The sequence below is a fragment of the Pseudacidovorax sp. DMC4 genome (assembly GCF_056314265.1).
In genome coordinates this window covers 19,433-43,181 of sequence record NZ_JBQUYR010000019.1, presented here as the reverse complement: position 1 = coordinate 43,181, position 23,749 = coordinate 19,433, and the positions used below count along the sequence as shown (strand labels likewise).

Genomic DNA, 23,749 nt, shown 5'->3' with positions numbered 1-23,749 from the left:
GCCATGAAGAACGAAACCCCCGCCGCCGCCCACCCGCTGGCCGTCTTCGCCGCCACGCTCGACTGGCAGGACGTGCCCGTGCCGGTGCGCCGCCGCACCGAGGATCTGCTGGTGGACTGGTTCGGCTCGGTGCTGGCCGGCCAGGGGGCGCGGCCGGTGCGCAGCATCGCCGGCTTCGCACTGGCGCAGGGGCCGGAAGCCGGCCCCTGCGAGGTGCTGGGCCACGGCCGCGGCAGCGCACCCATGGCCGCCGCGATGGCCAACGCGGCGGCCTCGCATGTGGCCGAGCAGGACGATGTGCACAACGGCTCCGTGTTCCATCCGGCGGCGGTGGTCTTCGCGCCCGCACTGGCCGTGGCGCAGCAGCGCGGCGCGAGCGGCAGCGATTTCCTGGCCGCCTGCGTGGCCGGCTACGAGGTGGGCATCCGCGTGGGCGAGTTCCTGGGCCGCAGCCACTACCGCGTGTTCCACACCACGGCCACGGCCGGCACGCTGGCCGCCGCCGCGGCATTGGGGCGGCTGCTGCGGCTCACGCCGCTGCAGATGCAGCATGCCTTCGGCTCGGCCGGCACGCAGTCGGCGGGGCTCTGGGAGTTCCTGGCCACGGGCGCCGACAGCAAGCAGTTGCACACGGCCCATGCCGCCGCGGCGGGGTTGATGGCGGCCTGCCTGGCGCAGGACGGCTTCACCGGTGCCGCGGACATCTTCACCGGCGCGCGCGGCCTGGCGGCCGGCATGTCCACCGACGCCGATCCGGCGCGGCTGGTCGATGGCCTGAGCACGCGCTGGGCCACGGCCGAGACCTCGTTCAAGTGGCATGCCTCCTGCCGCCACACGCATCCCGCCGCCGATGCGCTGCTGCAGCTGATGCAGGCGCACAACCTGCAGGCGCAGGACATCGCTGAGGTGACCTGCCATGTGCACCAGGGCGCGCTGGACGTACTGGGGCCGGTGGTGTCGCCCGTCACGGTGCACCAGAGCAAGTTCTCCATGGGCACCGTGCTGGCCCTGGTGGCGCGCTTCGGCCATGCGGGCCTGGGCGAGTTCGACGCTGAGTTCCTGGCCCCCGCGACGGTGGCCCTGCGCGAGCGCGTGACGATGGTGCTGGACGCGGAGGTGGACGCCGCCTACCCGCGCCGCTGGATCGGCAAGGTGACGCTGCACACCACCGACGGCCGCGTGCTGCAGGGCCGCGTGGACGAGCCCAAGGGCGATCCGGGCAACACCCTGTCGCGCTCGGAGATCACGGCCAAGGCCCTGCGCCTGGCCGCCTATGGCAGCCCGGCCCTGCCGGCGGATGCGGCGGCCGCGGCGGTCGAGCGCCTGTGGGGCATCGAACAGCAGCCGCGCGTGGGCTGGCTGCTGGGCTGAGCCTGGCTTGCGCCTGTCGGGGGCGCTAGGCGCCGGCCCGCGGCGCGGGCGCGATCGCCCGCGCCTCGCGTCAGCCCAGGGTGGCGTGGGCGTCCATCGTCAGGTGGCCCTCGGCGTCGCGCGCCCACAGGTGCACCGTGCCGTCCGCCTGCGGCGCACCGCAGACCTCGAAGCTGGCGATGTCGAAGGTGGGCTTCATCGCACGGAAGCTGAACTGCCGCACCGTGGCCTCGGGCCGGTGGCGGCGCAGCAGGTCCAGCAGCAGCGTGGCGATCAACGGGCCATGTACCACCAGGCCGGGATAGCCCTCCACCTCGGTGACGTAGCGCCGGTCGTAGTGGATGCGGTGGCCGTTGAAGGTCAGGGCCGAGTAGCGGAACAGCAGCACGTCGTCCGGCGCGATGCGGCGCACCCAGGCGGCCTCGGCCGTGGCCGCCACGGGAGGCGGCGGGACTTCGCCCGGTGCCGGCATGTCGCGGTAGACGATGTCGTGGCGCTCCTCGATGGCAAGTTCGCCATCGACCTCGACGCGGTGGTCGACGTTGACGAACACCAGCGGTCCGGTGCGGCCCTCCTTCAGGCGCACGTCGGCGATGCGCGAGCTGCGCATGAGGGCCTGCCCCACGCGCAGCGGCCGGTGGAAGCTGAGCTGGCTGCCCGCCCACATGCGCCGCGGCAGCGGCACCGGCGGCAGGAAGCCCCCCCGCTGCGGATGGCCGTCGGGGCCCAGCTCGGACTGCGGCGCCGCGGGCAGGAAGTACAGCCAGTGCCACACCGGCGGGATCGGCGCGCCGGGCGCCTGGGGCGCGTCGTCGCGGTCCAGCGTGGCGGTGAGCGCGCGCAGCGGCGCGGCCGTGACCTGGTCGTGCAGCTGCTCGGTGCGGCCGATCCATTGGCGCAGGTGGTCGATGTCGAGGGGCTGGGGCATGCCGGTGTCTCCGTGGGGCCGGCGTCGAGGCGCTGGCGAAACGCCAGATTCTGGTCAGCCGCGGGCTAGCTGTGAAATACTGATTCCGGCTATCGGCTAGATGCCATCCGGCTAGCGATAGGCTGTGCCGTGCGGAGCATCTGCCCATGCAGGCCCCCAGGGCCTTCCCATCGTGCCGGCAGTGGCCATGCAGGCCGGCCTCTTCCTCCCTGAACCCCAGGACTTCCCCACATGGAGCTTCGCCAACTGCGCCTGTTCGTTGCCGTGAGCGAGGCAGGCAGCCTGCTCAAGGCCTCGGCCCAGGTGCATCTGGCGCAGCCTGCGCTGGGCCAGCAGATTGCGGCCCTGGAGGCCGAGCTGGCGGCGCCGCTCTTCGTGCGCTCCAGCCGCGGCATGGCGCTCACGCCCGCGGGCAGCGTGTTCCTCGAACACGCCAAGGTGGTGCTGGCCGATGCCGAGCGGGCGCGCCTGGCGGTGCGCGAGGCGCTGGACGCGCCGCAGGGCGAGGTGGCCATCGGGCTGCCCACCACCGTCGCGCTGGTGGCCACGCTGCCCCTCCTGCGCGCCTGCCGCGAGCGCCTGCCGCAGGTGCGGCTCAAGCTGGTGGAGGGCTACAGCGGCTTCGTGCGCGAATGGCTGCTGTCGGGCCGGCTGGACCTGGCGCTGCTCTACGGCGATGCCCCGGAGCCCGGCCTGGCCAAGCAGCCCCTGCTGGACGACCGCCTGGTGCTGGTGACCAGTGCCGTGCAGGGCCGGGTGCCCCGGCGCATCGGCCTGGCCTCTTTGGCGCGCTGGCCGCTGGTGCTGCCGGGCCGCGAGCATGGCCTGCGCCGGCTGATCGACGAGGCCTGCGCGCCCGCAGGCGTGCAGCTGGACGTGGTGGCCGAGATCGAGTCGCTGGGCAGCGTCAAGCGCGCGGTGGAGGAGGGCATCGGCAGCACCATCCTGGCGGCCGGCGCCGTGGCCGAAGAGGTGGCGGCGGGCCGCCTGCGCACCATCGCCATCGACAGCCCCGCCATGCGCCGCCGCGTGGTGCGCGTCCTGGGCACGGCGCGCCCGCAGACCGTGGCCTGCGCCGCGGTCGATGCGCTGGTGGTGGACGTGCTGCGGGACATGGCGCGCTCTTCAGCCTGGCCAGCGACTTGGATCGGGCCCTGAACCCGCGCGCTGCTCAGAAGTCCACCGTGGCGCTCACGTTGAAGGTGCGCGGTGCGCCCTGCACCAGGTAGCCGTAGCCTGGATAGCCGCCCACTGAGGCCCAGTAGTTGCGGTCCGTGGCGTTGTCGATGCGGGCGCGGAAGGTGACGGGCTTGCCCGCCACTTCGGTGAGGTAGCGTGCGCCGACGTCCAGGCGCGTCCAGCCGGGTACGCGCAGGGTGTTGGCGGCGTCGGCATAGCTGCTGCCGTTGCGCACGACGCGGCCGGTGAGGGCCAGGCCCGGCACGCCGGGCACGTCCCATTCCAGGCCGAGGCTGCCCTGGGCGCGCGCCACGCCGATCACGCGCTTGCCGTCGGTGGCGGCGCTGCCGGTGTTCTTCTGCTCGGCGTCCAGCCAGGTCACGCCGCCCAGCACGCGCAGGCCGCGGGTGATCTCGCCGAAGGTGTTGAGCTCCACGCCCTGGTGGCGGTCCTCGCCGCGGGCCGAGAAGATGCCGGTCGCCGTGTCCAGGTAGGCGCGCGGCTTCTCGGTGCTGAAGACGGCCACGGTGGCGCCGATGCGGCCACCGTCGTACTTGAGGCCCACTTCCTTCTGCTTGGAGACATACGGGGCCAGCGCCTGGCCGCCGTTGACCACCAGCACGCCGTTGGTGGCGGTCGGCGCCGTGTCGCCCTGCGCCAGGCCTTCGATGTAGTTGGCGTAGATCGACAGGTTGTCCTGCAGCCGGAAGACGACGCCCGCCACCGGGCTGGTGCGGCTCTGGTCGTAGCTGCTGATGCTGGTGCTGCCCGCCACGAAGCGGCCGGCATTGGCGACCACGTAAGGGATGCTGGTCGATTCGAGGGTCTGGTAGCGCGCGCCCAGCGTCACGCGCAGGCGGTCGTCCAGGAAGGACAGCGTGTCGCCCAGCGCCCAGCTCCTGAGCGTGGTGGTGCCGTTGAGCGCGGGGCTGGTGAGGTCGTTGCCCAGGTAGCTCAGGCCCGGCGCAAAGCGGGCGACCGGCGTGTAGATGCTGCTGGCGACCGAGGAGCCCGCCGCCAGGCCCATGGCATAGGCGTTCTTCTTCTGCAGGTCGTACCAGGAGTAGCCCAGCACCCATTCATGGCCCACGCTGCCCGTGCGCAGCTTGCCGCGCAGGCCCAGCTCGGCGGTCTTCACGTCGTCCTCGCGGGTGTTGTCGAAGCGCGTGGCCGTGCTGGCGCCGGTGAAGGCGTTGTTGACCGTCGGATTGGCCAGCGCGTTGCTTTCGGCGCTGCGGCGGGCGCCGGCGGCGGCCCAGGCGGTGATGTCGGGCGTGATGTCGTACTCGCCGCGCAGGGAGCCGAAGGTGTCGCGCTCCATCGAATAGGTCCAGGGCTGCGCGTAGTTGCTGCGGCCGTCGGGGGCGCGCGGCACCACGGTGACCGCGCTGCCCAGCGTCACGTTGGGCCGGGCCGCGTCGAGCCGGTGCTCCTGGTGGCCGATGTCGGCCGACACGCGGGCATCGCGGCCGCGCCAGTCCAGGCCCACCGACAGTGCACTCAGCTTGACCGACTCGCCGTCGACGCCGGTGCCGCCGTCGCGGTGGGCGGCGTTCACGCGCACGCCCAGGCTCTGGTCCGGCCCGAAGCGCCGCGCGATGTCGGCCGCGGCATAGCCCTGCGAGCCGCTGGCGCCGCCCACGGTCAGCTGCGTCAGCGGCTCGTTGCCGGCGCGCTTGGGCAGCAGGTTGATGTTGCCGCCGATGCCGCCGCCCGAGGGCGTGGCGCCGTTGAGGAAGGCGCTGGCGCCGCGCAGCACCTCCACGCGCTCGAACAGCTCCGAGGCGATGTACTGCCGCGGCAGCAGGCCGTACAGGCCGTTGTAGGCGATGTCGTCCGAGTTCACGATGAAGCCGCGCATGAAGTACGACTCCTGGAAGTTGCCGAAGCCGCGCGCCACCCGCACCGAGGGGTCGTTCTGCAGCACGTCCGCCACGCTGCGGGCCTGCTGGTTCTGGATCAGTTCCTGCGTGTAGGCGGTGGTGGCGAAAGGCGTGGCCATCAGGTCGACGTTGCCGAGCAGGCCCACGCGTCCGCCGCGGGCGACCTGGCCGCCGGCATAGGGCTTGGTCAATCCTTCGGCCGAGGCGTCGGCGCTGGCCTCGACGGTGACGGTGGACAGCGTGCCGGCTGTGGTCGGTGCGGTCGTCGCGGCGGGCGCGGTCTGGGCCGAGGCGGCCAGCGCCTGCAGGGTCAGGCCGGCGGCCAGGGCCAACGGCCCCGGCGTGAAGAGTCGGGTCATGGAGATGGGTCTTGAGAGAATGCGAATTGTTATTATTAGTTAACGCATCGTCAACGCAAGGCGGTGCGGGCGCAAGCCCGCCGTTGCAGCGTGGCCATCTCTCCGGGGGAGCCGCGAAGGGGCTCGGGGGTGTCAGCCCCTGCGTCTGCCGTTCTCGAAAACGCGCAGCTCCCCGGGGGCGAACGGGATCCAGGCTTCGTTGGTCGTCAGCGGCGCCGTCACCACCACGGCCACGCGGTCGTCCGGCGTGGTGTGCTGGGCGAAGTCCATCGACAAGTCCTCGTCGGCCAGCTGCGCGAGGGTGAAGGGATGCTGCCGCTCGATGGACCAGAGATTGGTGGACGCATGTGCCCACAGCGCCTGCCCGTTGGAGAGCAGGAAGTTGAAGGTGCCGTGCTTCGCGATGCGCGGCGCCAGTTCGCGCAGCGTGAGCGTCAGCTCGTCCACGCTCGGTACGTCTGCATGCGACTTGGCCAGCTCCTGCATCAGCCAGCAGAAGGCATGCTCGCTGTCGGTGCCGCCCACGGGATGGAAGTTGCCGTGCAGCCGCGGGCGGAAGTCCTTCAGGTCGCCGTTGTGGGCGAACACCCAGTAGCGGCCCCACAGCTCGCGCACGAAGGGATGGCAGTTCTGCAGGTTGACCGCGCCCTGCGTCGCCTTGCGGATGTGCGCGATGACGTTGCGGCTCTTGATGGGGTAGCGGCGGATCAGCTCCGCCACCGGCGAGTCGCAGGCCGGCAGGTGGTCCACGAAGTGGCGCAGCCCGCGGTCCTCGAAGAAGGCGATGCCCCAGCCGTCCGCATGGTGGTCGGTGCGGCCGCCGCGCTGGGCGAAGCCGGTGAAGCTGAACTGCACGTCGGTGGGCACGTTGCAGTTCATTCCGAGGAGCTGGCACATGGCGGCGGCGGGGCGGTCGTTGCAAAGGGAGATTCAGGCCTTGCGGCTGGCGCGGTACAGCCCGCAGAGCTTGTGGCCGTCCGGGTCGCGCACATAGGCGAGGTGCATGGTGCCGTCGCCGCGGGGGCCCGGGGCGTCCTCGATGGCGGTGCCGCCATGCGCCACGGCCACGTCGTGGAACTGCTGCAACTGCTCGGGCGACGTGCACTTGAAGCCGATGGTCGCGCCGTTGGAGACGGTGGGTGCCTCGCCGTTGATCGGCTCGGTGATGCCGAAGGTGTTGCCGTCGTGGCGCCAGAACACGCGCTGGTGGCCGCCCGGGCCGGTGTTGCGCATGCCTTCGGGCGCGCCCAGCACGCCGAGCACGGCGTCGTAGAAGCGCTTGGCGCGTTCGATGTCCTGGCTACCGACCATCACATGGTTGAGCATCTGCGGGATCTCCTTCGTTGTTGTCGGGCGGCTGGGGCCCGGGTTGAAAAAAGCGGCCCCGATTAGACCCGAGCCGTCGCGTCGCGGCTGTCGCGCACACTGCGGTCAGAGCGAGCCGCGGTGGTGCCGCTCCCGCAGCTGCAGCGCCGCCAGCAGCGCCAGGCCGCACAGCCCGGCCAGGATGAGGAACACCTCGTCGAAGGCCGCCAGCCGCGCCGGGCTGCTCTGCAACTGCGCCAGCGAATCGCCATGCACCGCCAGCCGCCATTCGAGCACCACGGCGCACAGGCTCACGCCCGCCGAGCCGCCCAGCTGCCGCAGGAAGCTGATGGCACTCGCACCCTGCGGGATCATGGCCTTGGGCAGCGGCCGCATCGAGCCGATGTTGAGCGAGGGCAGGATGAAGCCCAGCCCGATGCGCCCGATCACGGCATACAGCGTCAGCAGCCACAGCGGCCCGGCCAGCGACAGCGTGGGCATCAGCGCGAAGCTGACGGTCAGCAGCAAGAGGCCGGTGCTCACCAGCAGCCAGGTGGGGTGCCGATCGGCCAGCCGGCCCACGCCGGCGATGGTGAAGGCCAGCACGATGCCGGCCGGCAGCATGATGGTGCCCACGTGCGAGGCCGACAGGTGCAGCGCCACCTGCATGAACACCGGCAGCAGGTAGGTCGAGCCGAACAGCGCCGTGCCGTAGATGAAGGCGACCACCGTGCCCATGGCGAACTGGCGGTGGGTGAAGAGGCGCATGTCCATCAGCGGCTCGTCGCCGCGCGCGGCCAGGCGCCGCTCCCACCACACGAAGGTGGCCAGGGCGGCGGCGGCCAGCGCCAGCAGCAGCGCGGCCTGGCCGGGCGCATCGCCGCGCAGTTCGACCAGGCCGTTGAGCAGGCACAGCGTGCCCGCGGTGCCGATCAGCAGGCCGCGCCAGTCCAGCGCATGGCTGCGGCCGGCCTGGGCGCCGCCGGGCGCGGTGGGCGGCACGAACTTCCAGGCCAGCCAGAAGGCCGCCAGGCAGAAGGGCACCACCATGAAGAAGATCGAGCGCCAGCCCGCCAGATCCACCAGCACACCACCGATGCTGGGGCCCACGGCCGGCGCCAGCACCACGCCCATGCCGAAGAAGCCGCTGGCGCGGCCCTGCTCGTGCGGCTCGAAGGCGCGCAGGATGATGATGGCCGGGATGGGCTGCACCACGCCGGCCGCCAGGCCTTCCATGACGCGCGCGGCCAGCACCAGCGGGAACAGGTCCGCCAGCCCGCCCAGCAGCCCGCCGGCCAGCAGCAGCACCATGGTGCCGACATAGGTGCGCCGGTAGCCGAAGCGCGCCAGCAGCCACGGCGTGGTCAGCATGGAGGCGGTCATCGCCACCATGAAGCCGGAGCTGACCCATTGCGCCCGCTCCTGCCCCAGGCCGAAGTGCCGGCTCAGGTCCGGGATGGCCACGTTGACCACGGTGGAGGACATGATCGATGCCATCGTCCCCACCATCACCGACAGCAGCAGCAGCCAGCGGTAGCGCGGCCCGTAGCGCTGGCGCAGCGGCGAATGGGCGGGCGGGGCGGAGGCGGGAGAGGGCGTGGGGGCGGTCATGGAGCAGGGGCCGTCGGGAGCGGCGCCCCCGCCGGATCGGGTGGGCCGTCCGGTCCTACAAGCATACGGGGCTTCGCCCGCCGAGCGGGGCCAGGGGGCGTCTGAACAATCCCGCGATCCGGGGGCGGAGCGGAGCACACGCGCATCGTTGGCGCACGTGCCCAAAGCCGTGCGTCCCCGCGTCCCGTTATCGATGCACAACAGGGGAGTGCCCATGCTCATATCCGACAGTTCTTCCGCCCAGGTGCACAGCGGCGGCGCGCTGGCCGACGAACTGGCCGCACCGGCCGTCAGCCGCGCCTACGTCTGCCAGTGCGGCCGGCCGGTCTATCTGCGCAACAGCCAGTGCCTGGCCTGCGGCACGCCGCTGGGCTACGTGACCTCGCGGGTCGGCGTGCTGCCGCTCGCGCCCACCGACGATCCGGAGCTGTTCACCGTCTTCGGCGAACCGGACGGCCCCCGCTACCGCCGCTGCGCCAACTTCAGCACCGCCGCTGCCTGCAACTGGCTGGTGCCGGAGGATCCCGAGAGTGACCATGGCCTGGCCCACACCCACGGCCTCGCGCCGGGCCTGTGCCTGGCCTGCAGCGCCACGCGCACCATCCCCGACCTGTCGGTGCCGGAGAACCCCGAGCTGTGGCTGAAGATGGAGACGGCCAAGCGACGCCTGATGTCGCAGCTGCTGGCGCTGGGCCTGCCGATCAGCACCCGGCTGGCCGATCCGGCCCATGGCCTGGCCTTCGACTTCCTCTCCAACCTGCCGGGCGCACCGCGCGTGCTCACCGGGCATCAGGACGGCGTGATCACCCTCAACATCGAGGAAGGCGACGACGCCCAGCGCGAGAAGACGCGCGCCGAGATGCGTGAGCCCTACCGCACGCTGGTGGGCCACTTCCGCCACGAGATCGGCCACTACTACTGGGACGTGCTGGTCGCGCCCACGCCCTGGTTGGACGGCTTCCGCGCGCTGTTCGGCGACGAGACGCAAGACTACGGCCAGGCCCTGCAGCGCCACTACGAGAACGGCCCACCGGCCGACTGGGCGCTGCGCTACGTCACCAGCTACGCCAGCACCCATCCCTGGGAGGACTGGGCCGAGACCTGGGCGCACTACCTGCACATGGCCGACACGGTGGACACCGCCCTGAGCTTCGGCGTCAACGCCGTGAACGTCGAACTCACCAGCGACCTCTTCACCCGCGAGGACCTCTGGCAGCCCGAGCACGAGGACGCCGACCGCTTCCTGGACTTCCTCAACGGCTGGGTGCGGCTGACGAACGTGCTCAACGAGCTGTCGCGCAGCATGGGCCAGCCGGACTTCTATCCCTTCGTGCTGCCGCATGCGGGGGTGGGCAAGCTGCAGTTCATCCATCAGCTGGTGACCGCGCAGCGCGGCCAGCCGGCGCCGGTGCGCGCCGAGAGTGGCGAACCGGCGCCGGTGCAGGAGCCGCCGCCGGCCGGCGATCCGGTGCCGGTCCAGGATCCGTCGCCCGAGCCCGCCGTGTCGCAGCAGGACCAGGCGCCCGTCCCGGTCGAGGGCACCGCACCGCTGGTCACGGAAGCCCCTGCCGCGAACGCGGACGAGCCGTTGCCGCAGCAGCCGCTCGCTGCCTGATCGAACCGGCGGTGCGCTCAGCGCGCCGTCGTGAACATCACGATCAGCAGGGCGATGCCCGCCAGAAAGGCGAGCAGCCGCGCCACCCACGGAAACACCAGCCAGGCGCCCAGCACCGCGGCCAGGCGGCCGAGCAGGCCGGGCGTCACCAGGCGCTGATCGGCCGGACGACCCTTGGCGGTGATCGGCGCGCCGCAGTTGGGGCAGCTCGGCGCGCGTGGCGACACGCGGCGTCCGCAGTCGGGGCAGTCGATCAGCGCCATGGCATCTCCTTGCTCTGCGTCCATCCGCTCGACGCGCGCGGGCCGATCACGATCTCCACACGCCGGTTCTTCTGGCGGCCTTCGGGGTCGTCCCGGCCATCGGGCCGGGTGTTGGCGGCGATGGGCTCGCGCCGGCCCAGGCCTTCGGTCTCCAGCTTTCGCGTGCCCGTCGCGGCGGCCAGCCGCTCGGCCACGCGCTGCGCGCGACGCAGCGACAGCGCGTCGTTGTAGGCGTCGCTGCCGCGCGCATCGGTGTGGCCGCGCACGCGCACGGGTGCATCGGGATAGCCCTGCAGCAGCTCGGCCGCGCGGGCCAGCGCGGGCTCGGCATCCGGCCGCAAGTCGGCCTTGTCGAAGTCGAAGAGCACGTCCGCCGGCAGGTCGACCACGATGGCCTTTTGCGGTGTCGGCCGGGCGTTCAGCTCGGTCAGCAAGGTGCGGGTGCGGGCCAGGCGTGCGGGCGGCACCTCCGCCAGACGCAGCGTGGTGTCGGGCGCGGCGGCCTTGCCGAAGGTGGATTCGGCCGCGGCGCGCTGCCAGCTGCTGCCGGTGCCGGCCGGGCGCCATTCGCTGACGGGTGCGCCCACCGCCGGCTGCCAGCGCGTGGGCTCTCCGGCCAGCGACTGGGCGCTGCGCCGCACCTGATAGCCGCCACCCCCTGCGGCCGACGCCGGGGTCGCTTGTGCCATCGCGGCGCAGGCGACGAGCAGCCCGGCCGCGCCGACCACGGCTGCCGCGCGCTTCATCCGCCGGCCTTGAGCGGCAGCACCATCTCCAGGCCGGGGCTGTTGGTGTCGTCCGGCGGACTGCCTTCGTTGATGACGAGCTTGACCTGCCGCGCATCGGCCGGCACGGCGCCCAGGAAGACGAGTCGGCCCTCCATGGTGTCGCCGGTCTTGATCTTGAGGTAGCGGTTGTCCTCGGGCCGCTTGAGCATGAGCTTGTTGCCGGCCTCATCCTGCAGGTAGGTGTCGCCGGACGCCATCTGCGTCCAGTTGGTGAGCGGGCTGGCGAAGGAGGCGCTGACGTCCAGCACGGTCGCATCGGGCCCCAGCTCCACGCCCTTCACGCGAACGGTGAGGCCGGCGCTGGCCACGCCCTGCACGGACAGGGGCAACTGGCGTGCGCTGGTGGGGGTGGCGGCGGTCGGCGCCGGAGCGGGCGCGGAAGCGCTGCCCTCGGCGGGCGCCGCCGTCGGTGCCACTGCGGGCGCTGGGCTTGCCATCGGCGCCGCGGCCGGTGCCGGCGTGGGGGTGGATGCCGCCGGTGTGCTGTCGCGGTCGGAGCAGGCGGCCAGCAGCCCCGCTGCCAGCGCGAGGGTGGCGATTGGGAAGGCGTGCGTGGGCTTCATCGGATGTTGACGCTGTTGACGTTGGCTGCGGCCCCGGCACCCCCTTGGGCGCAGTCGACGCCAGCCTTCACGTCGCGCGTGTTGCGGCCGGTGACGACGACGGTGCGGCCCTGCAGGGCGCGGCTGTCGATGTCGACGCTGTTGACGTTGGCGCCGGCCGTGGTGGCGGTGCCGTCGGCGCAGCGCACCTGCACGTTGCTGGCGCTGTTGCCAGTGACTTCGATGCGGTTGGTGCCGGTGCCGGGACGTTCGATCATGGTGGTCGTGCTTCGGTCGGGAGAAAGGCCAGCGGCCCAGCCGGCGCCTGCCACCAGGCCGGCGGCGAGCGCGGCCGCGACACGGGGCGCTCGCAAGGGGCTGCGGGCTGGCGCTGCGGGAGGGGTGGAAGGTCTCTGGGTCATGGCGAAGGTCTCGTCACGGTGGATGCGGAGGGGCGGCCGGGGCCCGACGCTCAGCGCGATGGCGATGGCGATGGCGATGGCGATGGCGTCGCCTGCAGCGCCTCCTGTCCAGGAAAGCCGCCGAGCGGCGAACGTGCAGGGGCGGGCGCTGGCGCGGGCGACGGCGGCTGCGCGGTGGCCTCGGCGGCCCGCAGGGCGCCCAGGCCGGGCGGGCCGGAGAGCTTGGGCCCCGCCGGCCCCAGGGCCGCCGCCGTCGGCGGCGCTGCCATGCCCGGCACGGCAGGCGCGCCGGATGCAGCCGCGCCAGGCGCCTGCCGCATCTGCGCTTCCAGTTCACTGGCGAAGCGGTCGGCCAGCGCCGTCTCCTCCGCCGCCATCTCCTGGCCCAGGCTGTTGATGGTCTCGGCGGCGCCCTGGGCGTTCTGGCTGCCGGGCAGCGCCAGACGCTGCGCCAGGCGGGCATAACCCAGGGCCTTGATGTTGTCCTTGGGCACACCCTGGCCGTTGCGGTAGAGGTCGGACAGTCGCTGCATGGCCCGCGGGTCGCCGCGCACCGCGCCCAGCAGGTACCAGCGGTAGGCCTGGCCGATGTCGGAGATGCCGCTGCGGTTGCTCTGGTAGGCATCGCCCAGCAGGGTGAGCAGGGCAGGGTTCTGGGTGCGCAGCGCGTCTTCCTTGAGGCGCGAGATCTCGCTGCCGTAGAGCGGGCCCTGACAGCCAGGGTTGACCATGCCGCGCTCGATGGCCTGCTGGCACGATTCGACGAAACGCGCGCCTGCCTCGGCGGCGGCAGAGGGCGTCGTATTGGCGCCTGCGGGCGTGACTGGCGTGGCCGCCGCCGAGCCGCTGACGACCGCGCCTGCGGCACCGCTGCTCACGGCTGCGCCATTGCTCACGTTGGCGCCCGGGTTGCCGATCACGGTCTGCGCGCGCACGGCAGGCGCGCCGAGCGCGGCCGTCGTGGCCATGGCCGCCAGCAGCAGTGGGGCCGCCAGCGCACTCGCCCTGGCAGATGGCGCCGGCGCCGGGGTGGCACCGCGGCCAACGCCGCAAGAAGAAGCCCGGCGCAGCCTCATGCGCCCGTCCTCGCCGGCGCGGCCGCCGCGGGCGGCACCGTGCCGGCGGCCGGCACCGCCGTGGCGGGCGCGGCCAGCTGGCCGTCCCACGGCATGGGCACGCCGAAGAACAGCGGCTCGAAGCCCTGCCAGCTCAGCACGTCCACCGTGTCGCCCAGCTGTGGATAGCGGCTCGAATACACGCGCCGCAGCGCCTCCTGCGTGGGCGCGTCCAGCTGCTGGTTGATGGCCACGTTCTCGCCGTACTTGCGCAGCGTCACCTGAATCAGGCCGATCTTGACTTGCGGCGTGAGCGCCTCGAAAGACTTGCGCATGTTGTCCACCACCACCGGGTCGGGCGTGCCGCCGGGAATGCAGCGCCAGTAGGGCGTGTTGGTGGCCTTGCCCATCAGCTCCAGCACGCTCAGGTCGACCAGCGTGCGGATGGCCGAGTGCCGGCCCTGCAGGTACTTGCCCTCGAGCTTGAAGCCGAAGGCATCGCCGTAGAAGCCCAGGCTGGCGTTGTCCTCCGAGCTGAAGTTCAGCACCTTGATCACGTTGGACGCCTGCACGCGCGGCACCATCTGCTGGGTGCTGAAGCTCACCAGGTTCAGGTCCAGCGCCAGGGCCGAGAGGATGGCGGTGCGCTTGAAGTCGGCGCCGATGTTGGTCTCGCCCTTGCCCTTGCCGAAGTCCACGCTGGCCGAGTTGGAGCGGCCGGCGCCCGAGAGCGCGCGGTCGAATTCGGTCAGGGCGCCGGTGATCAGGAAGTCCGGCATGGTCACGCCGAAGCGCGCGCCCAGCTGGGCCTGCGAGATCAGGTAGTCGGGGTGGTAGGGCACGTAGACGATGCGCGCGCCGATGCGGTTGACGGCGGTGCGGACCATCTCGGTGATGTCGCCCGGGATCTCCGAGCCCACCAGCGGGTTGGAGAGGTTGGTCGCATCGAGGATGTTGCGCGTCTGCATGTAGACGACCGGGTCGCCGTCCTTGTAGACGTCGAGCATGGTGCCGAAGCGCGTGAGCGCGGCGGCGTACTGGCTCAGGTTGGCGGTAGGCAGGGACTTGGCGGCCTCGCGCTCGGCGAGCAGCTGGTCGGCGTCCTTGAGGGCGTTCTCCGTGGTGGCGCAGCCGGCTACCAGGGCAGCGGCGGCGGCGAGGGTGGCTAGGCGGGCGCTGATCCGGGCGCCGCGGGCGAGTGCGAAGGTCATGTGAGCAGAGGCGTTGTTGTTATCGGTACGCGGTGTACGGCCCGCGCGGGCCGGGGCGGTGGTGCTGCGTCAGCGGCCGTTGTTGAGCACGGTGATGTTCTCCACCCCCTTGCCGTCGACGAACAGCGTCACGTTGCCGCTCACGTTGCCCTGGATCGTCGGGCTCGCGATGCGCAGCTGGCCGTCGGCCCCTTGCTGGACGTTGCTGTAGTCGGTGCGGATCACCAGGTTGCTCTGGTTGGCCGGCAGCTTGAGCGTGCCGTCGGGCTGCACCAGCGCCTGCTGGTCCACCACCTTGTTCTGCTCCAGCGCCCGGGCCACCCGGGCGCGGGCCGTGACGCCGGGCGTGACGCCGTCGATCAGCTTCACGCCCGCGTCCTTGTTGTCCCTGTAGTTGCCCAGTTGCTCGCTGTAGTTGACGAGCTGGGCCTGTGCTGCGCCGGCCAGCAGAAGGGCGGTGGCGGCGGCGGCGACAAGGGACCACTGTGGTGTGCGTGTGTGCATGATGAAGAAGGTCTCCAGAGTGGGTTGAATCACATGTTGAGCACCGTCACCGCGGGGCCGACGGTCACGCTGCGGTTGACCACGCCGGTGGAGGGCAGGGTGATGGTCTTGCCGACGCTGGCGGCCCAGGGCGCGCCGCCGGTCACGCCGGCCGCGCCCGCCAGCGCGCCGTAGTTGCGCACGCTGGCGGTGGTGGTGCCCATGCCGGCGCGGGCGTTGTTGCCCACGATGGTCACGCTGCCGGTGATGCTGCCGCGGTTGATGACCGAGTTGGCCGTGCCGCCCATGCCCGCCGAGCCCTGGTTGCCCGCGATGGTCACCTTGCCGGACATGGTGCCCGTGTTGACCAGCGAGTTGACCGTGCCGCCGTTGGACGCCGTGCCGCGGTTGCCCACGATGGCCACTGCGCCACTCAGGTTGCCGCGGTTGACCACGCTGTTGACCACGCCGCCGCCACTGGCCGTGCCCTGGTTGCCGAGGATGGTGATGTTGGCGGCCAGGTTGCCGGTGTTGCGCACGCTGTTGGCCAGGCTGCCGTTGCCGCGCGCGCTGCCCGTGTTGCCGGCGATGTGCACATTGCCCGTGGCCCGGCCGCTGTTGACGAAGGAATTGACGGTGCCGCCGTCCTGCGCGCTGCCCTGGTTGCCCAGGATGGTGATCTGTCCGCCGGCCAGCGTGCCGCTGTTGTCCACGCTGTTGGCCGTGCCCTTGCGCGCCACCTGGCCCTGGTTGCCGCTGATCGTCACGCGGCTGCCGGCCATGCTGCCGCGGTTGCGCACCGTGTTGGCGATGGCGTCGCCCCCGTCGGCCTGCACCGTCGCGCGGTTGCCGTCGATGCCGATCTGCGCACCGCTGATGCGGCCTTCGTTGACCAGGCTGTTGGCGGCGGCCACATGGCCATCCTTGGCCTGCACGCCCTGCGCCTGGTTGCCCCGTAGGCTGACGCTGCTGCCTTGCAGTGTCGAGTTCCCGTCCAGCAGCACGCTGTTGGCCAGCGCCACGGCCTGGTCGCCGCGCACCTGGCCGGCCAGGTTGTCGGCCAACGCCAGGCTGCTGCCGCGCAACTGGCCCAGCACCTGCACCGCGTTGGCATAAGCCTGGCCCACGCCGCCGCTGACGGCCTTGCCGAACAGCGTGCCTTGCTCGCCGCTGCTGCGCACGTCGCTGGCCTGGTTGCCGGTCAGCGTGACCGGGCTGGCCTGCACGTCGCCCTGGCCGTTGACGGCCAGCGCGTTGGCATTCACCCGGCCGCCATCGGCCTGCAATTGGCGGGCCGTGTTGCCGCGCACCGTCAGCGGCGACGAGGCCAGCCGTGCGCCGCCCTCGCCTTCGAGGTACAGGCCGTTGGCGACCAGGATGCCGTTCTTCGCCGAGCCGGCGCCCATGGCCTGGCCCGAGCCGCCGCCCGCCGTCACGTCGCTGGCCTGGTTGTCGGCCAGCGTCACCGGGCTGCCCGAGAGCTGCGAGTCCCGGTACACGCCCAGGGCGTTGACCAGCGCCGTGCCGCCCGGCGCCCTCACGTTGGACGCGCGGTTGCCCGTCACCTGCAGGGTGGAGCCGCCGTCGGCGCGCGCGTTCTGGTGCAGCACCACAGCGTTGACGGCCGCGCGTGCGTTCTGGTCGGTCGAGGCCAGCCCGCCCGCAACGCCGCCCGAGGCGGCGCCGGTGGCGATCTGGCGGGCACTGTTGTCCTGCACCGTGGTGCGGGCCGACAGGCGCGATGCGCCGCCCTCGCCCTTTTCCACGCTCACGGCATTGGCCACCAGCTTGCCGCCGCGCGACGAGAGGCCCGAGGCCTGATTGCCGAGGATGTCCACCCGGCCCGCGTCCACCTCGGAGCCCAGCACGCCCAGGCTGTTGACCAGCGCCATGGCGTTCTGCTCGCCCGAGGCGATCAGGCCGCCGGCCGCGCTGCCCTGGAAGCCGGTGGTGGCCACGCTGTCGGCCTTGTTGTCCTGGATGACCACGCTGGTCGAGCGCGTGGTGGCTTTGCTCAGCCACACGCTGTTGGCCACGGCCGCACCGCCGTTGGCGCGCACGCCGTCGGCCACGTTGCCGCTCACCGTGTGCCGGGTGCTGCCCTCGACGCTGCCGCCCTGCACCGAGATGCTGTTGGCCAGCGCCACGGCCGCCATCTGCACATCGGCCAGCGCGCCGCCCAGCACCGAGCCGCTGCCCCCGTCGGCATCGACGCGGCTCGCTCGGTTGTTGGCGATCTGCGCGCTGTACTGACGCAGCGCGGCGCCCTGGTAGTCGGCCAGGTTCAGGCTGTTGGCCAGGGCGCTGCCGCCGGTGGCCGTGATCGATTCGGCCTGGTTGCCTTGCTGCAGCACGCGCGCGCCTTCGAGGCGGCTGTTGGCGGCCGTCAGCGCGTTGGCCGCGGCCACGCCGCTGAGTTGCGCCGAGGCGATCGCGCCCCAGCCCACGCTGGCGCTGCCGCCACCGGCGCGCACGTCGCGGGCGCGGTTGTCCGTCTGGGTGATCTGCAGGTCGTCCACCGGCGTGCGCGCCAGCGTGCTGCCGTTGGCAATGGCCGCGCCGCCGAGCGAGGCCACGCCTTCGGCGCGGTTGCCCGTCATGTCTGCGCGCAGGCGGTGCAGGTCGCTTTCGTCGGCCAGCAGGCCGTTGGCGGTGGCGCGCCCGGGCAATTGCAGCGAGCCCGCACCGAGCGCCACCGACGCCTTGGCGCCGTGGGCCTCGATGCGGCTCGCCTGGTTGTTCTGGATCTGGATGCGGCTGTCGGCCAGCGGTCGGCGGCCCTGGCCGCCCGAGAGCAGCACGCTGTTGGCCGAGGCCGCGCCGCCGATGGCACGCACAAAGCCGCTGACCTGGTTCTGCAGCACCGACACCTGCGTATTGCGTGTGTCGAGCGCCGACAGGCCGATCATGTTGGCCTGCGAGGTGGCGATGAGTTCGGCCGAGCCGGCGATGCCGGCGCCCGCGGTCGCCTTGCCGCCGCCGGCCATCACCTCGCCGCTGGCGCGGTTGCCCGTGTTGCGGGCGCTGCTGCCACTCTCCAGCGTGGAGCCGGGGCGCTCGGTGATCCAGCCGAGGCCATGCAGCACGCTTTCCTGCGCCTGCGCGGCAGTCGTCGCCAAGCCGGCCAGCCCCCCGCACACGAGGGCGAGGGCATGGACGAGGGCGGTGTTCTTCTGTCTGGCGGCCAGGGGCACGGGCACGGTCTCCATCCGGTGTCCGGGACGGCGGGGTGGTCAGCCCTCCTGCCCGGCGGCCGTCCCGGCACACCGAGCGGGGGCGTCCGCTCAGTTGATGTTGACGGAGTTGACGTTGGCGGTGCCGCCGATGGCCTTGATGGTGTCGGCCTCGTTGCCGCTCACGGTGATCTCGCTGTTGCGCACCTTGGAGCCGGTGATGTTGACGGAGTTGACGTTCGCCATGCCGGTCATGCTGACGTTGGCACCGACCTTCATCACGCCGGCCTCGCCGCCGCCGGCCAGCACGTCGCGGGCCTTGTTGCCGCTGACGGTGATGCGGCTGTTGGTGATCTCGGAACCGGTCGATCCGCTGGCCTTGCCCACGCCCGGGATGGTGACGGCGCCGCTCTGCGCAAAGGCGGGGGCGCACAGACCGGCCATGAGGGCGACGGCACCGGCTGCAACGAATTTCTTCATGGAAAGGACTCCTGTTGGATGCGATGAGAGATGGGTTGAAGCGCGGTCCGCTCGGGACCACGGACCGCAATCTATCGGCGTCCCGGATGTCGCTTTGACATAGATGTAAGTCGCTGTGTTGCTCACATTTTTTTGCGTTTGCTTCCAATTCCCGCGCCGGAGTGTGAAGAATTTCGCGGTCTGGACCCCGTAGGCCAAGACGCATGGGAGGCGTCGTCCTCAGCTCCCTCCGGGTCAGGTTGTGCACCAAAGTGGTCAGTTTTCGGGGCCGGCGAAGGGGTGGCGAGCCTTAACGGAAGCTGAAGGGTGTTGTCAAACCCGAAGTCGTGCCGCTGAAACGAATTCGAGGTCAGGCTGGACACAGTTTGGAAACAGGCGTTCACAAACCCGGCATGGCCGTAACCGTCCGTCGGCCTTCTCTGGCGTGTGTCAGTCCATCCGGCCCGCACACTGCGGCCGTGTTCCATTGACCTTCAGACCATGTTTTTGAGAAGAACGATGCCGCGGCGCATGCCTGTCGCGTTGGCCGCCGTGTTGGCCGGTGCGGCCCTGCTCCAGGGATGCGAGCGCAATGCGGCCGGCGGCGACATCCGCTACCCCGACGACGCCGCCATCGCCCAGGCTCTGCGCCAGAACTTCGGCGAGGACCCGGACAACGCCAAGGCCCGCGAACTGATCCAGACCCTGGGCGGTGCAGAAGGCCAGCTCGACTACAAGGTACGTCGCGTGATCTGGCGCCAGGGCAGCTTCGAGGTGCATTACGACGCCAGCCTGCGCATGGCCCAGGGTGGTGAGCAGAGCCTGCAGCGCCTGTACGCCACCATGATCCCCAAGGAGGAAGCCGCCAGGCTGCCCGACCAGAGCCTCAAGGCGCAGCAGGACTGGCTCAACGCCCAGGCCGACGCGCTGGCGCGCAGCGATGCCGCCCAAGGCCAGGCGCTCAAGGCCAGCCTGGAGAACCTGGGCCGCTGTTACCGCCAGGCCAAGGCGGGTGACACCGTGCCGCTGATGGAAGGCCTGCATGCGTTGCTGTCGCCCGCGCGCGAAGGCCTGTATGCGGAACGCCTGCAGGCGCCCGGCGTGCAGCTCAAGTGCCTGCCGCTTTGACCGTCGACGCTGGCGCGGGGCAGGCCTGAGCCACGCAGTTCCTGCAGATGCAGGCCAGCCCCTGCGCCTCGGCCGGCACCTGGGCCCGCAGCGCAGCCGGGATGGCCACCGTCATGCACCAGCAGTCGGTGCATGGCTCGCCGTTGCAACGGGCCGCCTCGGCACCGCAGGCATTGGGCTGGCCGCACAAGGGGCAGAGGTCGGGGGGCGTCGCGGCGTGCGGCACGTCAGCTCTCGACCACGCTGCGCGCCGCCCGCATCGGATGACATAGGCGCGACAGCAAAGATCGAAGGGCCGCGGAGCAGGCCACGCCAGGGCACCCGCGGAACTGGCTCGGCCAGGCCGCTGGGTGCGCCCCTCTCCAAGCCGAAGGCGCAAGTGAGGGGGGAGCCGCGAAGCGGCATGGGGGGTGCTTCTTCACTTCACGCATAGAGGGGCTCCTCGGCCATGGCCTCGCACTGGTCCTGCAGCATCTGGATCTGGCCCTTCCAGTAGTCGCTGCTGCCGAACCAGGGGAAGTTGATCGGAAAGATCGGGTCCTGCCAGCGGCGGGCCAGCCAGGCGCTGTAGTGCAGCAGGCGCAGCGTGCGCAGCGGCTCGATCAGCGCCAGCTCGCGGCGATCAAATTCGCGCATCTGCTCGTAGCCGTCGAGCAGGCCCGACAGCTGCGCCGTGCGCTGCGCGCGGTCGCCCGAGAGCAGCATCCACAGGTCCTGCACGGCCAGGCCGGTGCGGGCATCGTCCAGGTCGACGAAGTGCGGGCCGCCGCCGGGCCGGTCCGTGGGCGTCCAGAGGATGTTGCCGGGGTGGCAGTCGCCGTGAACCCGCAGCCAGCGCAGGTCGCCGGCGGGCTGGGTCGTGTCCAGGGCGGTGGCGCCGATCATCGCCAGCGCCTCGTTGCAGGCGGCTTCCCATTCCTTCTGCACGTCCAGCGGAACCATGTCGTGCGCCAGCAGCCAGTCGCGCGAGGCGGTGCCGAAGCTCGCCAGGTCGAGTGCCGGACGCTCGGCAAAGGGCTTCTTGCGGCCGACAGCGTGGATGCGCGCCAGGAAGCGGCCCACCCATTCCAGCACCTCGAAGTCGTCCAGCTCGGGCGCGCGTCCGCCGCGAGAGGGGCTGACCGCGAAGGCGAAGCCGCCGTGGTGGTGCAGCGTGTGGCCTTCCAGCGCCAGCGGCGCGACGACGGGGATGTCGTCCGCGGCCAGCTCGGTGGCGAAGTCGTGCTCCTCCTGGATCTGCGCATCGCTCCAGCGGCCGGGCCGGTAGAACTTGACGACCACGTTCGAGCGGTCTTCCAGGCCCACCTGGTAGACGCGGTTCTCGTAGGAGTTGAGCGTCAGCAGCCGGCCGTCGCCATACAGGCCGACGCTGGCCAGCGCATCGAGCACCGCGTCGGGCGTGAGGGATTCGTAGGGATGGGCCGCGGCCGGGGTGTCAGACATCCGGGCATTGTCGGCGTCGGGGGAGGCGGCTGCGTCGGACTTGTTCCGGCCGAACCTCGAAGCAGGCAGCGTCGACGCCTCGCCCAGGCCCTTGCGGCGCGAACTCCGCGTATTGCCGGCTGCGGCCCGCTTCGTTCGGTGATGCTCAGGATGCGAGCGACACCACATGCGCCGCGCGCGGATCACCCCGGCCGTGCATCACCGTGGGCCACAGCGCCTGGAGCGCCGCGCCGCCGCGGTGCTGCTCGACCTGGAGCCAGGGCGCATCGGCCCGCGTGGCGCGGGCGGTGAAGGCCTGCCAGCCCTGCGCCAGCTTCTGACCGAAGGCCTCGGCCCCCCACTCGCCGGTGCGCTTCTTGATCTGTGTCGGTGCGAAGAAGAAGGTGGCGCGGGGCCCGGGCAGCGTCTTGGCACTGCCCTCGGGCGCGCGCTGGTCCACATGCGTGTTGCCGATCACCATGCTGTAGCGCAGCCGGCCGAAGCGTTCGTGGATGGCACGACGCAGCTCGCCGTTGCCGGCAAAGTCCACGTAGACGCAGGGCACGTCGGCGGCGATGCGGTCCAGCTCGCCGTAGGCCAGCACCTCGTCGTAGCAGCCCAGGCCCTCGCAGAAGGCGCGGTTGCCCTCGGAGGTGAGGCCGACCACGCGCACGTCGGGCCGTTGCGCGAGCTGGAAGGCGGTGCCGTAGGCGGTCTTGCTTGATGCGCTCGAGAGCAGCACCGTGGCCCGCCCGCCCTCGGCGGCGCCGAAGAAGGCGTTGTCTCCCAGGAAGTCGTCGATCAGCCACGAGGTGATGAACAGCGGCCGCAGCAGGGCCTGGATGTCCTCCGTGTCGGCGGTGTAGAGCGGATCGCTGGCGCAGCGGAAGTACTGGTTGTAGACCGCCGGCAGCTCGGCCCGGTGCGCCGCCGTGTCGGTGAAGCGCTCCGGCGACAGCCGTCCGGGCGTCAGCACGACCTTGGATGAGGTGGGAAAGAAGCCGTACACCCGCTCGCCCACCGCCACGCCGGGATGCGTGGACTGCAGCACCCGCGCAAAGCCCCAGACCGGCACGAAGCGCCAGGCCTCGTCGCCGGTGGGAAAGAAGCGCCAGTAGCCCATCCCGTCGCCGAAGGCGGCATAGGTGACGTTGTTGGCCGTCAGCGCGAAGCGGTCGATGCCCAGGCGCACCTGGCCGGGTTCGAGCGGGGTGTCCTCGCGCTCGCGCAGGTGCGTCTGGCCGAGCTCGATGGGATGGACGAGGAAGTCGGTGGTGGGCATGGGGCAGGTCCGTGGCGATGAACTGCGCACCTTAGCGGCTGTGCGACCGGCCCGCGACCGGGCTAGCGCGAAGGCCGTCGCCTGGGTGACGGCGGTGAGCGGGTGCGCGCCGCCGGTGGCGGCGCGATGGGTTCAGTCCCGCGGTGCGAACCGGTCGCCCGGTGTCAGCGGCACATGCCGGTAGCTCGCCGGTGTGCGGTCCAGCTTGATGGGCGAGCCCAGCCCGCGCCAGCCGCCTTCCATCTCCACCACCATGCCGCGGTGCGCCGTGTGCGGATGCCGAAGTGCGGCTTCGACATCCAGCACCGGGGCGGCGGGCACGCCGGCGGCCATCAGGTCCTCGACCAACGCACGGCCGTCCAGGGCGGCCATCTGCGCCTCCAGCGCCGCCTTGAGCGCATCGCGGTTCGCCGAGCGGGCGCCGGCGGTGGCGTAGTCGGCGTGGGTGGCAAGGTCGGGCATCCCGATCACGCGGCAGAAGGCGGCGAACTGCCGGTCGTTGCCCACGGCCACGAACACCGGGTCGGTGCCCGTGCGCAGCGCGTCGTAGGGGTAGATGTTGGGATGCGCATTGCCGGTGCGTTTGGGCGCGCGCCCGTCCATGAACCAGTTGGCCGCATGCGGGTGCAGCAGTGCCAGGCCGCTGTCGTACAGCGCCGCCTCCACCAACTGGCCGCGGCCGCTGCGTTCGCGCTCCTGCAAGGCCATCAGCACGCCCAGCGCGGCATTCATGCCGGTCACCATGTCCACCACCGGCAGGCCCACGCGCAGCGGGCCGCCGTCGGCCTCGCCGTTGATGCTCATGATGCCGGTCATGGCCTGCACCGCGGCGTCGTAGCCGGGCAGCGCGCCCAGCGGGCCGTCGCTGCCGAAGCCGGTGACGCGGCACCACACCAGGCGTGGAAAGCGCTGAGACAGTTCGGCCTGGCCGATGCCCCAGCGCTCCATGGTGCCGGTCTTGAAGTTCTCGATCAGCACGTCGGCCTCGGCGACCAGGGCCAGCATCCGCTCCCGATCCTCGGCCGTGGTCAGGTCCAGGTGCTGGATGCGCTTGTTGCGGTTGAGGCCGTGGTAGTACGAGGCCACGCCGTCGCGAAAGGGCGGGCCCCAGGTGCGGGTGTCGTCGCCGCCGGGCGGCTCGACCTTGAGCACATCGGCGCCATGGTCGCCCAGGATCTGGCCGCAGTAGGGGCCGCCCAGGATGCGCGACAGGTCGAGCACGCGGATGCCGGCCAGCGCGCCGGCTTGGGAAGGCAGATGCATAGGAGCG

At 71.6% G+C, this 23,749-nt stretch carries 22 protein-coding genes; 4 read left to right on the top strand and 18 right to left on the bottom strand.

The genetic code is table 11. From position 1 onward, the window contains the following. Window positions 1-3: 3 nt before the first annotated feature. Entirely contained in the window at window positions 4-1,371 is a 1,368-nt protein-coding gene (locus ACT54X_RS26595) for an MmgE/PrpD family protein (protein ID WP_294377881.1), read from the top strand. Between the two features lie 70 nt (window positions 1,372-1,441). Here the strand turns inward: ACT54X_RS26595 and ACT54X_RS26590 are convergent, their stop codons facing one another. Beyond that, on the bottom strand, window positions 1,442-2,299 hold the full coding sequence (locus tag ACT54X_RS26590; protein ID WP_476349551.1) for an HTD2 family dehydratase: 858 nt from the start codon (window positions 2,297-2,299) through the stop codon (window positions 1,442-1,444). Between the two features lie 231 nt (window positions 2,300-2,530). On the opposite strand from ACT54X_RS26590, the gene ACT54X_RS26585 reads away from it, so the two are divergent. Next, window positions 2,531-3,457: a LysR substrate-binding domain-containing protein gene (locus ACT54X_RS26585; protein ID WP_476349549.1), complete on the top strand. Its 927-nt coding sequence runs from the start codon at window positions 2,531-2,533 to the stop codon at window positions 3,455-3,457. Window positions 3,458-3,470: 13 nt separating this feature from the next. On the opposite strand, the gene ACT54X_RS26580 is transcribed toward ACT54X_RS26585, so the two are convergent. The 4 genes from ACT54X_RS26580 to ACT54X_RS26565 all read right to left on the bottom strand — a co-directional run bounded on the left by ACT54X_RS26580 (window position 3,471) and on the right by ACT54X_RS26565 (window position 8,636). Further along, a complete protein-coding gene (locus ACT54X_RS26580) occupies window positions 3,471-5,720 on the bottom strand; it encodes a TonB-dependent receptor (protein WP_294377889.1) in 2,250 nt (749 codons plus the stop codon). A 132-nt stretch (window positions 5,721-5,852) separates the two neighbouring features. Next, a complete protein-coding gene (locus tag ACT54X_RS26575) occupies window positions 5,853-6,617 on the bottom strand; it encodes a class II glutamine amidotransferase (protein WP_294377890.1) in 765 nt (254 codons plus the stop codon). A 33-nt stretch (window positions 6,618-6,650) separates the two neighbouring features. Next, window positions 6,651-7,046, bottom strand: coding sequence for a VOC family protein (locus ACT54X_RS26570; RefSeq protein ID WP_294377894.1), 396 nt, complete (start codon window positions 7,044-7,046; stop codon window positions 6,651-6,653). Window positions 7,047-7,151: 105 nt separating this feature from the next. Then, window positions 7,152-8,636: a DHA2 family efflux MFS transporter permease subunit gene (locus ACT54X_RS26565; protein ID WP_294377896.1), complete on the bottom strand. Its 1,485-nt coding sequence runs from the start codon at window positions 8,634-8,636 to the stop codon at window positions 7,152-7,154. A gap of 214 nt (window positions 8,637-8,850) precedes the next feature. Between ACT54X_RS26565 and ACT54X_RS26560 the strand changes: the two genes are divergently transcribed. Next, on the top strand, window positions 8,851-10,251 hold the full coding sequence (locus tag ACT54X_RS26560) for a zinc-binding metallopeptidase family protein (protein WP_294377898.1): 1,401 nt from the start codon (window positions 8,851-8,853) through the stop codon (window positions 10,249-10,251). Between the two features lie 17 nt (window positions 10,252-10,268). Here ACT54X_RS26560 and ACT54X_RS26555 read toward each other — a convergent pair whose 3' ends face one another. The 9 genes from ACT54X_RS26555 to ACT54X_RS26515 form a co-directional block, all read right to left on the bottom strand. After that, a complete protein-coding gene (locus ACT54X_RS26555) occupies window positions 10,269-10,514 on the bottom strand; it encodes a zinc ribbon domain-containing protein (RefSeq protein WP_294377900.1) in 246 nt (81 codons plus the stop codon). After that, complete coding sequence (locus ACT54X_RS26550) at window positions 10,505-11,260, bottom strand: OmpA family protein (protein WP_294377903.1); 756 nt, start codon at window positions 11,258-11,260, stop codon at window positions 10,505-10,507. The genes ACT54X_RS26555 and ACT54X_RS26550 overlap by 10 nt, the downstream gene beginning before the upstream one ends. Continuing rightward, window positions 11,257-11,865 carry a hypothetical protein gene (locus tag ACT54X_RS26545; RefSeq protein WP_294377905.1) on the bottom strand — a complete coding sequence of 203 codons (609 nt, stop codon included), beginning with the start codon at window positions 11,863-11,865 and terminating at the stop codon, window positions 11,257-11,259. Before ACT54X_RS26545 ends, ACT54X_RS26550 begins: the two co-directional genes overlap by 4 nt. Beyond that, window positions 11,862-12,122 (bottom strand): hypothetical protein, encoded by a 261-nt coding sequence (locus tag ACT54X_RS26540; protein WP_294377907.1) that lies wholly within the window; start codon window positions 12,120-12,122, stop codon window positions 11,862-11,864. Before ACT54X_RS26540 ends, ACT54X_RS26545 begins: the two co-directional genes overlap by 4 nt. A 194-nt stretch (window positions 12,123-12,316) precedes the next feature. After that, window positions 12,317-13,234, bottom strand: coding sequence for a sel1 repeat family protein (locus ACT54X_RS26535; RefSeq protein WP_476349545.1), 918 nt, complete (start codon window positions 13,232-13,234; stop codon window positions 12,317-12,319). A gap of 104 nt (window positions 13,235-13,338) precedes the next feature. Next, the gene (locus ACT54X_RS26530) at window positions 13,339-14,532 is read right to left on the bottom strand and encodes a hypothetical protein (RefSeq protein ID WP_294377912.1); all 1,194 of its coding nucleotides are present in this window, start codon (window positions 14,530-14,532) and stop codon (window positions 13,339-13,341) included. Window positions 14,533-14,601: 69 nt separating this feature from the next. Next, the gene (locus tag ACT54X_RS26525) at window positions 14,602-15,036 is read right to left on the bottom strand and encodes a hypothetical protein (RefSeq protein WP_476349543.1); all 435 of its coding nucleotides are present in this window, start codon (window positions 15,034-15,036) and stop codon (window positions 14,602-14,604) included. A 29-nt stretch (window positions 15,037-15,065) separates the two neighbouring features. Further along, complete coding sequence (locus ACT54X_RS26520) at window positions 15,066-18,224, bottom strand: beta strand repeat-containing protein (protein ID WP_476349541.1); 3,159 nt, start codon at window positions 18,222-18,224, stop codon at window positions 15,066-15,068. Between the two features lie 75 nt (window positions 18,225-18,299). Beyond that, on the bottom strand, window positions 18,300-18,668 hold the full coding sequence (locus ACT54X_RS26515) for a hypothetical protein (RefSeq protein ID WP_017757875.1): 369 nt from the start codon (window positions 18,666-18,668) through the stop codon (window positions 18,300-18,302). Window positions 18,669-19,178: 510 nt separating this feature from the next. Between ACT54X_RS26515 and ACT54X_RS26510 the strand changes: the two genes are divergently transcribed. After that, entirely contained in the window at window positions 19,179-19,775 is a 597-nt protein-coding gene (locus ACT54X_RS26510; RefSeq protein WP_476349539.1) for a hypothetical protein, read from the top strand. Here ACT54X_RS26510 and ACT54X_RS26505 read toward each other — a convergent pair. The 4 genes from ACT54X_RS26505 to ACT54X_RS26490 all read right to left on the bottom strand — a co-directional run bounded on the left by ACT54X_RS26505 (window position 19,756) and on the right by ACT54X_RS26490 (window position 23,742). Further along, window positions 19,756-20,001: a cysteine-rich CWC family protein gene (locus ACT54X_RS26505; protein WP_476349537.1), complete on the bottom strand. Its 246-nt coding sequence runs from the start codon at window positions 19,999-20,001 to the stop codon at window positions 19,756-19,758. The genes ACT54X_RS26510 and ACT54X_RS26505 overlap by 20 nt on opposite strands. A 197-nt stretch (window positions 20,002-20,198) precedes the next feature. Next, a complete protein-coding gene (locus ACT54X_RS26500; protein WP_476349535.1) occupies window positions 20,199-21,218 on the bottom strand; it encodes a serine/threonine protein kinase in 1,020 nt (339 codons plus the stop codon). A 145-nt stretch (window positions 21,219-21,363) separates the two neighbouring features. After that, window positions 21,364-22,479 carry a DUF2855 family protein gene (locus tag ACT54X_RS26495; protein WP_476349533.1) on the bottom strand — a complete coding sequence of 372 codons (1,116 nt, stop codon included), beginning with the start codon at window positions 22,477-22,479 and terminating at the stop codon, window positions 21,364-21,366. Window positions 22,480-22,611: 132 nt separating this feature from the next. Beyond that, on the bottom strand, window positions 22,612-23,742 hold the full coding sequence (locus tag ACT54X_RS26490; protein ID WP_354321673.1) for a CaiB/BaiF CoA transferase family protein: 1,131 nt from the start codon (window positions 23,740-23,742) through the stop codon (window positions 22,612-22,614). Window positions 23,743-23,749 lie beyond the last annotated feature (7 nt).

Bases quoted from the DNA above. Each gene is read 5' to 3' on its own strand.
- ACT54X_RS26595 (WP_294377881.1), top strand. From the start codon at position 4: ATGAAGAACGAAACCCCCGCCGCCGCCCACCCGCTGGCCGTCTTCGCC.
- ACT54X_RS26590 (WP_476349551.1), bottom strand. From the start codon at position 2,299: ATGCCCCAGCCCCTCGACATCGACCACCTGCGCCAATGGATCGGCCGC.
- ACT54X_RS26585 (WP_476349549.1), top strand. From the start codon at position 2,531: ATGGAGCTTCGCCAACTGCGCCTGTTCGTTGCCGTGAGCGAGGCAGGC.
- ACT54X_RS26580 (WP_294377889.1), bottom strand. From the start codon at position 5,720: ATGACCCGACTCTTCACGCCGGGGCCGTTGGCCCTGGCCGCCGGCCTG.
- ACT54X_RS26575 (WP_294377890.1), bottom strand. From the start codon at position 6,617: ATGTGCCAGCTCCTCGGAATGAACTGCAACGTGCCCACCGACGTGCAG.
- ACT54X_RS26570 (WP_294377894.1), bottom strand. From the start codon at position 7,046: ATGCTCAACCATGTGATGGTCGGTAGCCAGGACATCGAACGCGCCAAG.
- ACT54X_RS26565 (WP_294377896.1), bottom strand. From the start codon at position 8,636: ATGACCGCCCCCACGCCCTCTCCCGCCTCCGCCCCGCCCGCCCATTCG.
- ACT54X_RS26560 (WP_294377898.1), top strand. From the start codon at position 8,851: ATGCTCATATCCGACAGTTCTTCCGCCCAGGTGCACAGCGGCGGCGCG.
- ACT54X_RS26555 (WP_294377900.1), bottom strand. From the start codon at position 10,514: ATGGCGCTGATCGACTGCCCCGACTGCGGACGCCGCGTGTCGCCACGC.
- ACT54X_RS26550 (WP_294377903.1), bottom strand. From the start codon at position 11,260: ATGAAGCGCGCGGCAGCCGTGGTCGGCGCGGCCGGGCTGCTCGTCGCC.
- ACT54X_RS26545 (WP_294377905.1), bottom strand. From the start codon at position 11,865: ATGAAGCCCACGCACGCCTTCCCAATCGCCACCCTCGCGCTGGCAGCG.
- ACT54X_RS26540 (WP_294377907.1), bottom strand. From the start codon at position 12,122: ATGATCGAACGTCCCGGCACCGGCACCAACCGCATCGAAGTCACTGGC.
- ACT54X_RS26535 (WP_476349545.1), bottom strand. From the start codon at position 13,234: ATGGCCACGACGGCCGCGCTCGGCGCGCCTGCCGTGCGCGCGCAGACC.
- ACT54X_RS26530 (WP_294377912.1), bottom strand. From the start codon at position 14,532: ATGACCTTCGCACTCGCCCGCGGCGCCCGGATCAGCGCCCGCCTAGCC.
- ACT54X_RS26525 (WP_476349543.1), bottom strand. From the start codon at position 15,036: ATGCACACACGCACACCACAGTGGTCCCTTGTCGCCGCCGCCGCCACC.
- ACT54X_RS26520 (WP_476349541.1), bottom strand. From the start codon at position 18,224: ATGGAGACCGTGCCCGTGCCCCTGGCCGCCAGACAGAAGAACACCGCC.
- ACT54X_RS26515 (WP_017757875.1), bottom strand. From the start codon at position 18,668: ATGAAGAAATTCGTTGCAGCCGGTGCCGTCGCCCTCATGGCCGGTCTG.
- ACT54X_RS26510 (WP_476349539.1), top strand. From the start codon at position 19,179: ATGCCTGTCGCGTTGGCCGCCGTGTTGGCCGGTGCGGCCCTGCTCCAG.
- ACT54X_RS26500 (WP_476349535.1), bottom strand. From the start codon at position 21,218: ATGTCTGACACCCCGGCCGCGGCCCATCCCTACGAATCCCTCACGCCC.
- ACT54X_RS26495 (WP_476349533.1), bottom strand. From the start codon at position 22,479: ATGCCCACCACCGACTTCCTCGTCCATCCCATCGAGCTCGGCCAGACG.
- ACT54X_RS26490 (WP_354321673.1), bottom strand. From the start codon at position 23,742: ATGCATCTGCCTTCCCAAGCCGGCGCGCTGGCCGGCATCCGCGTGCTC.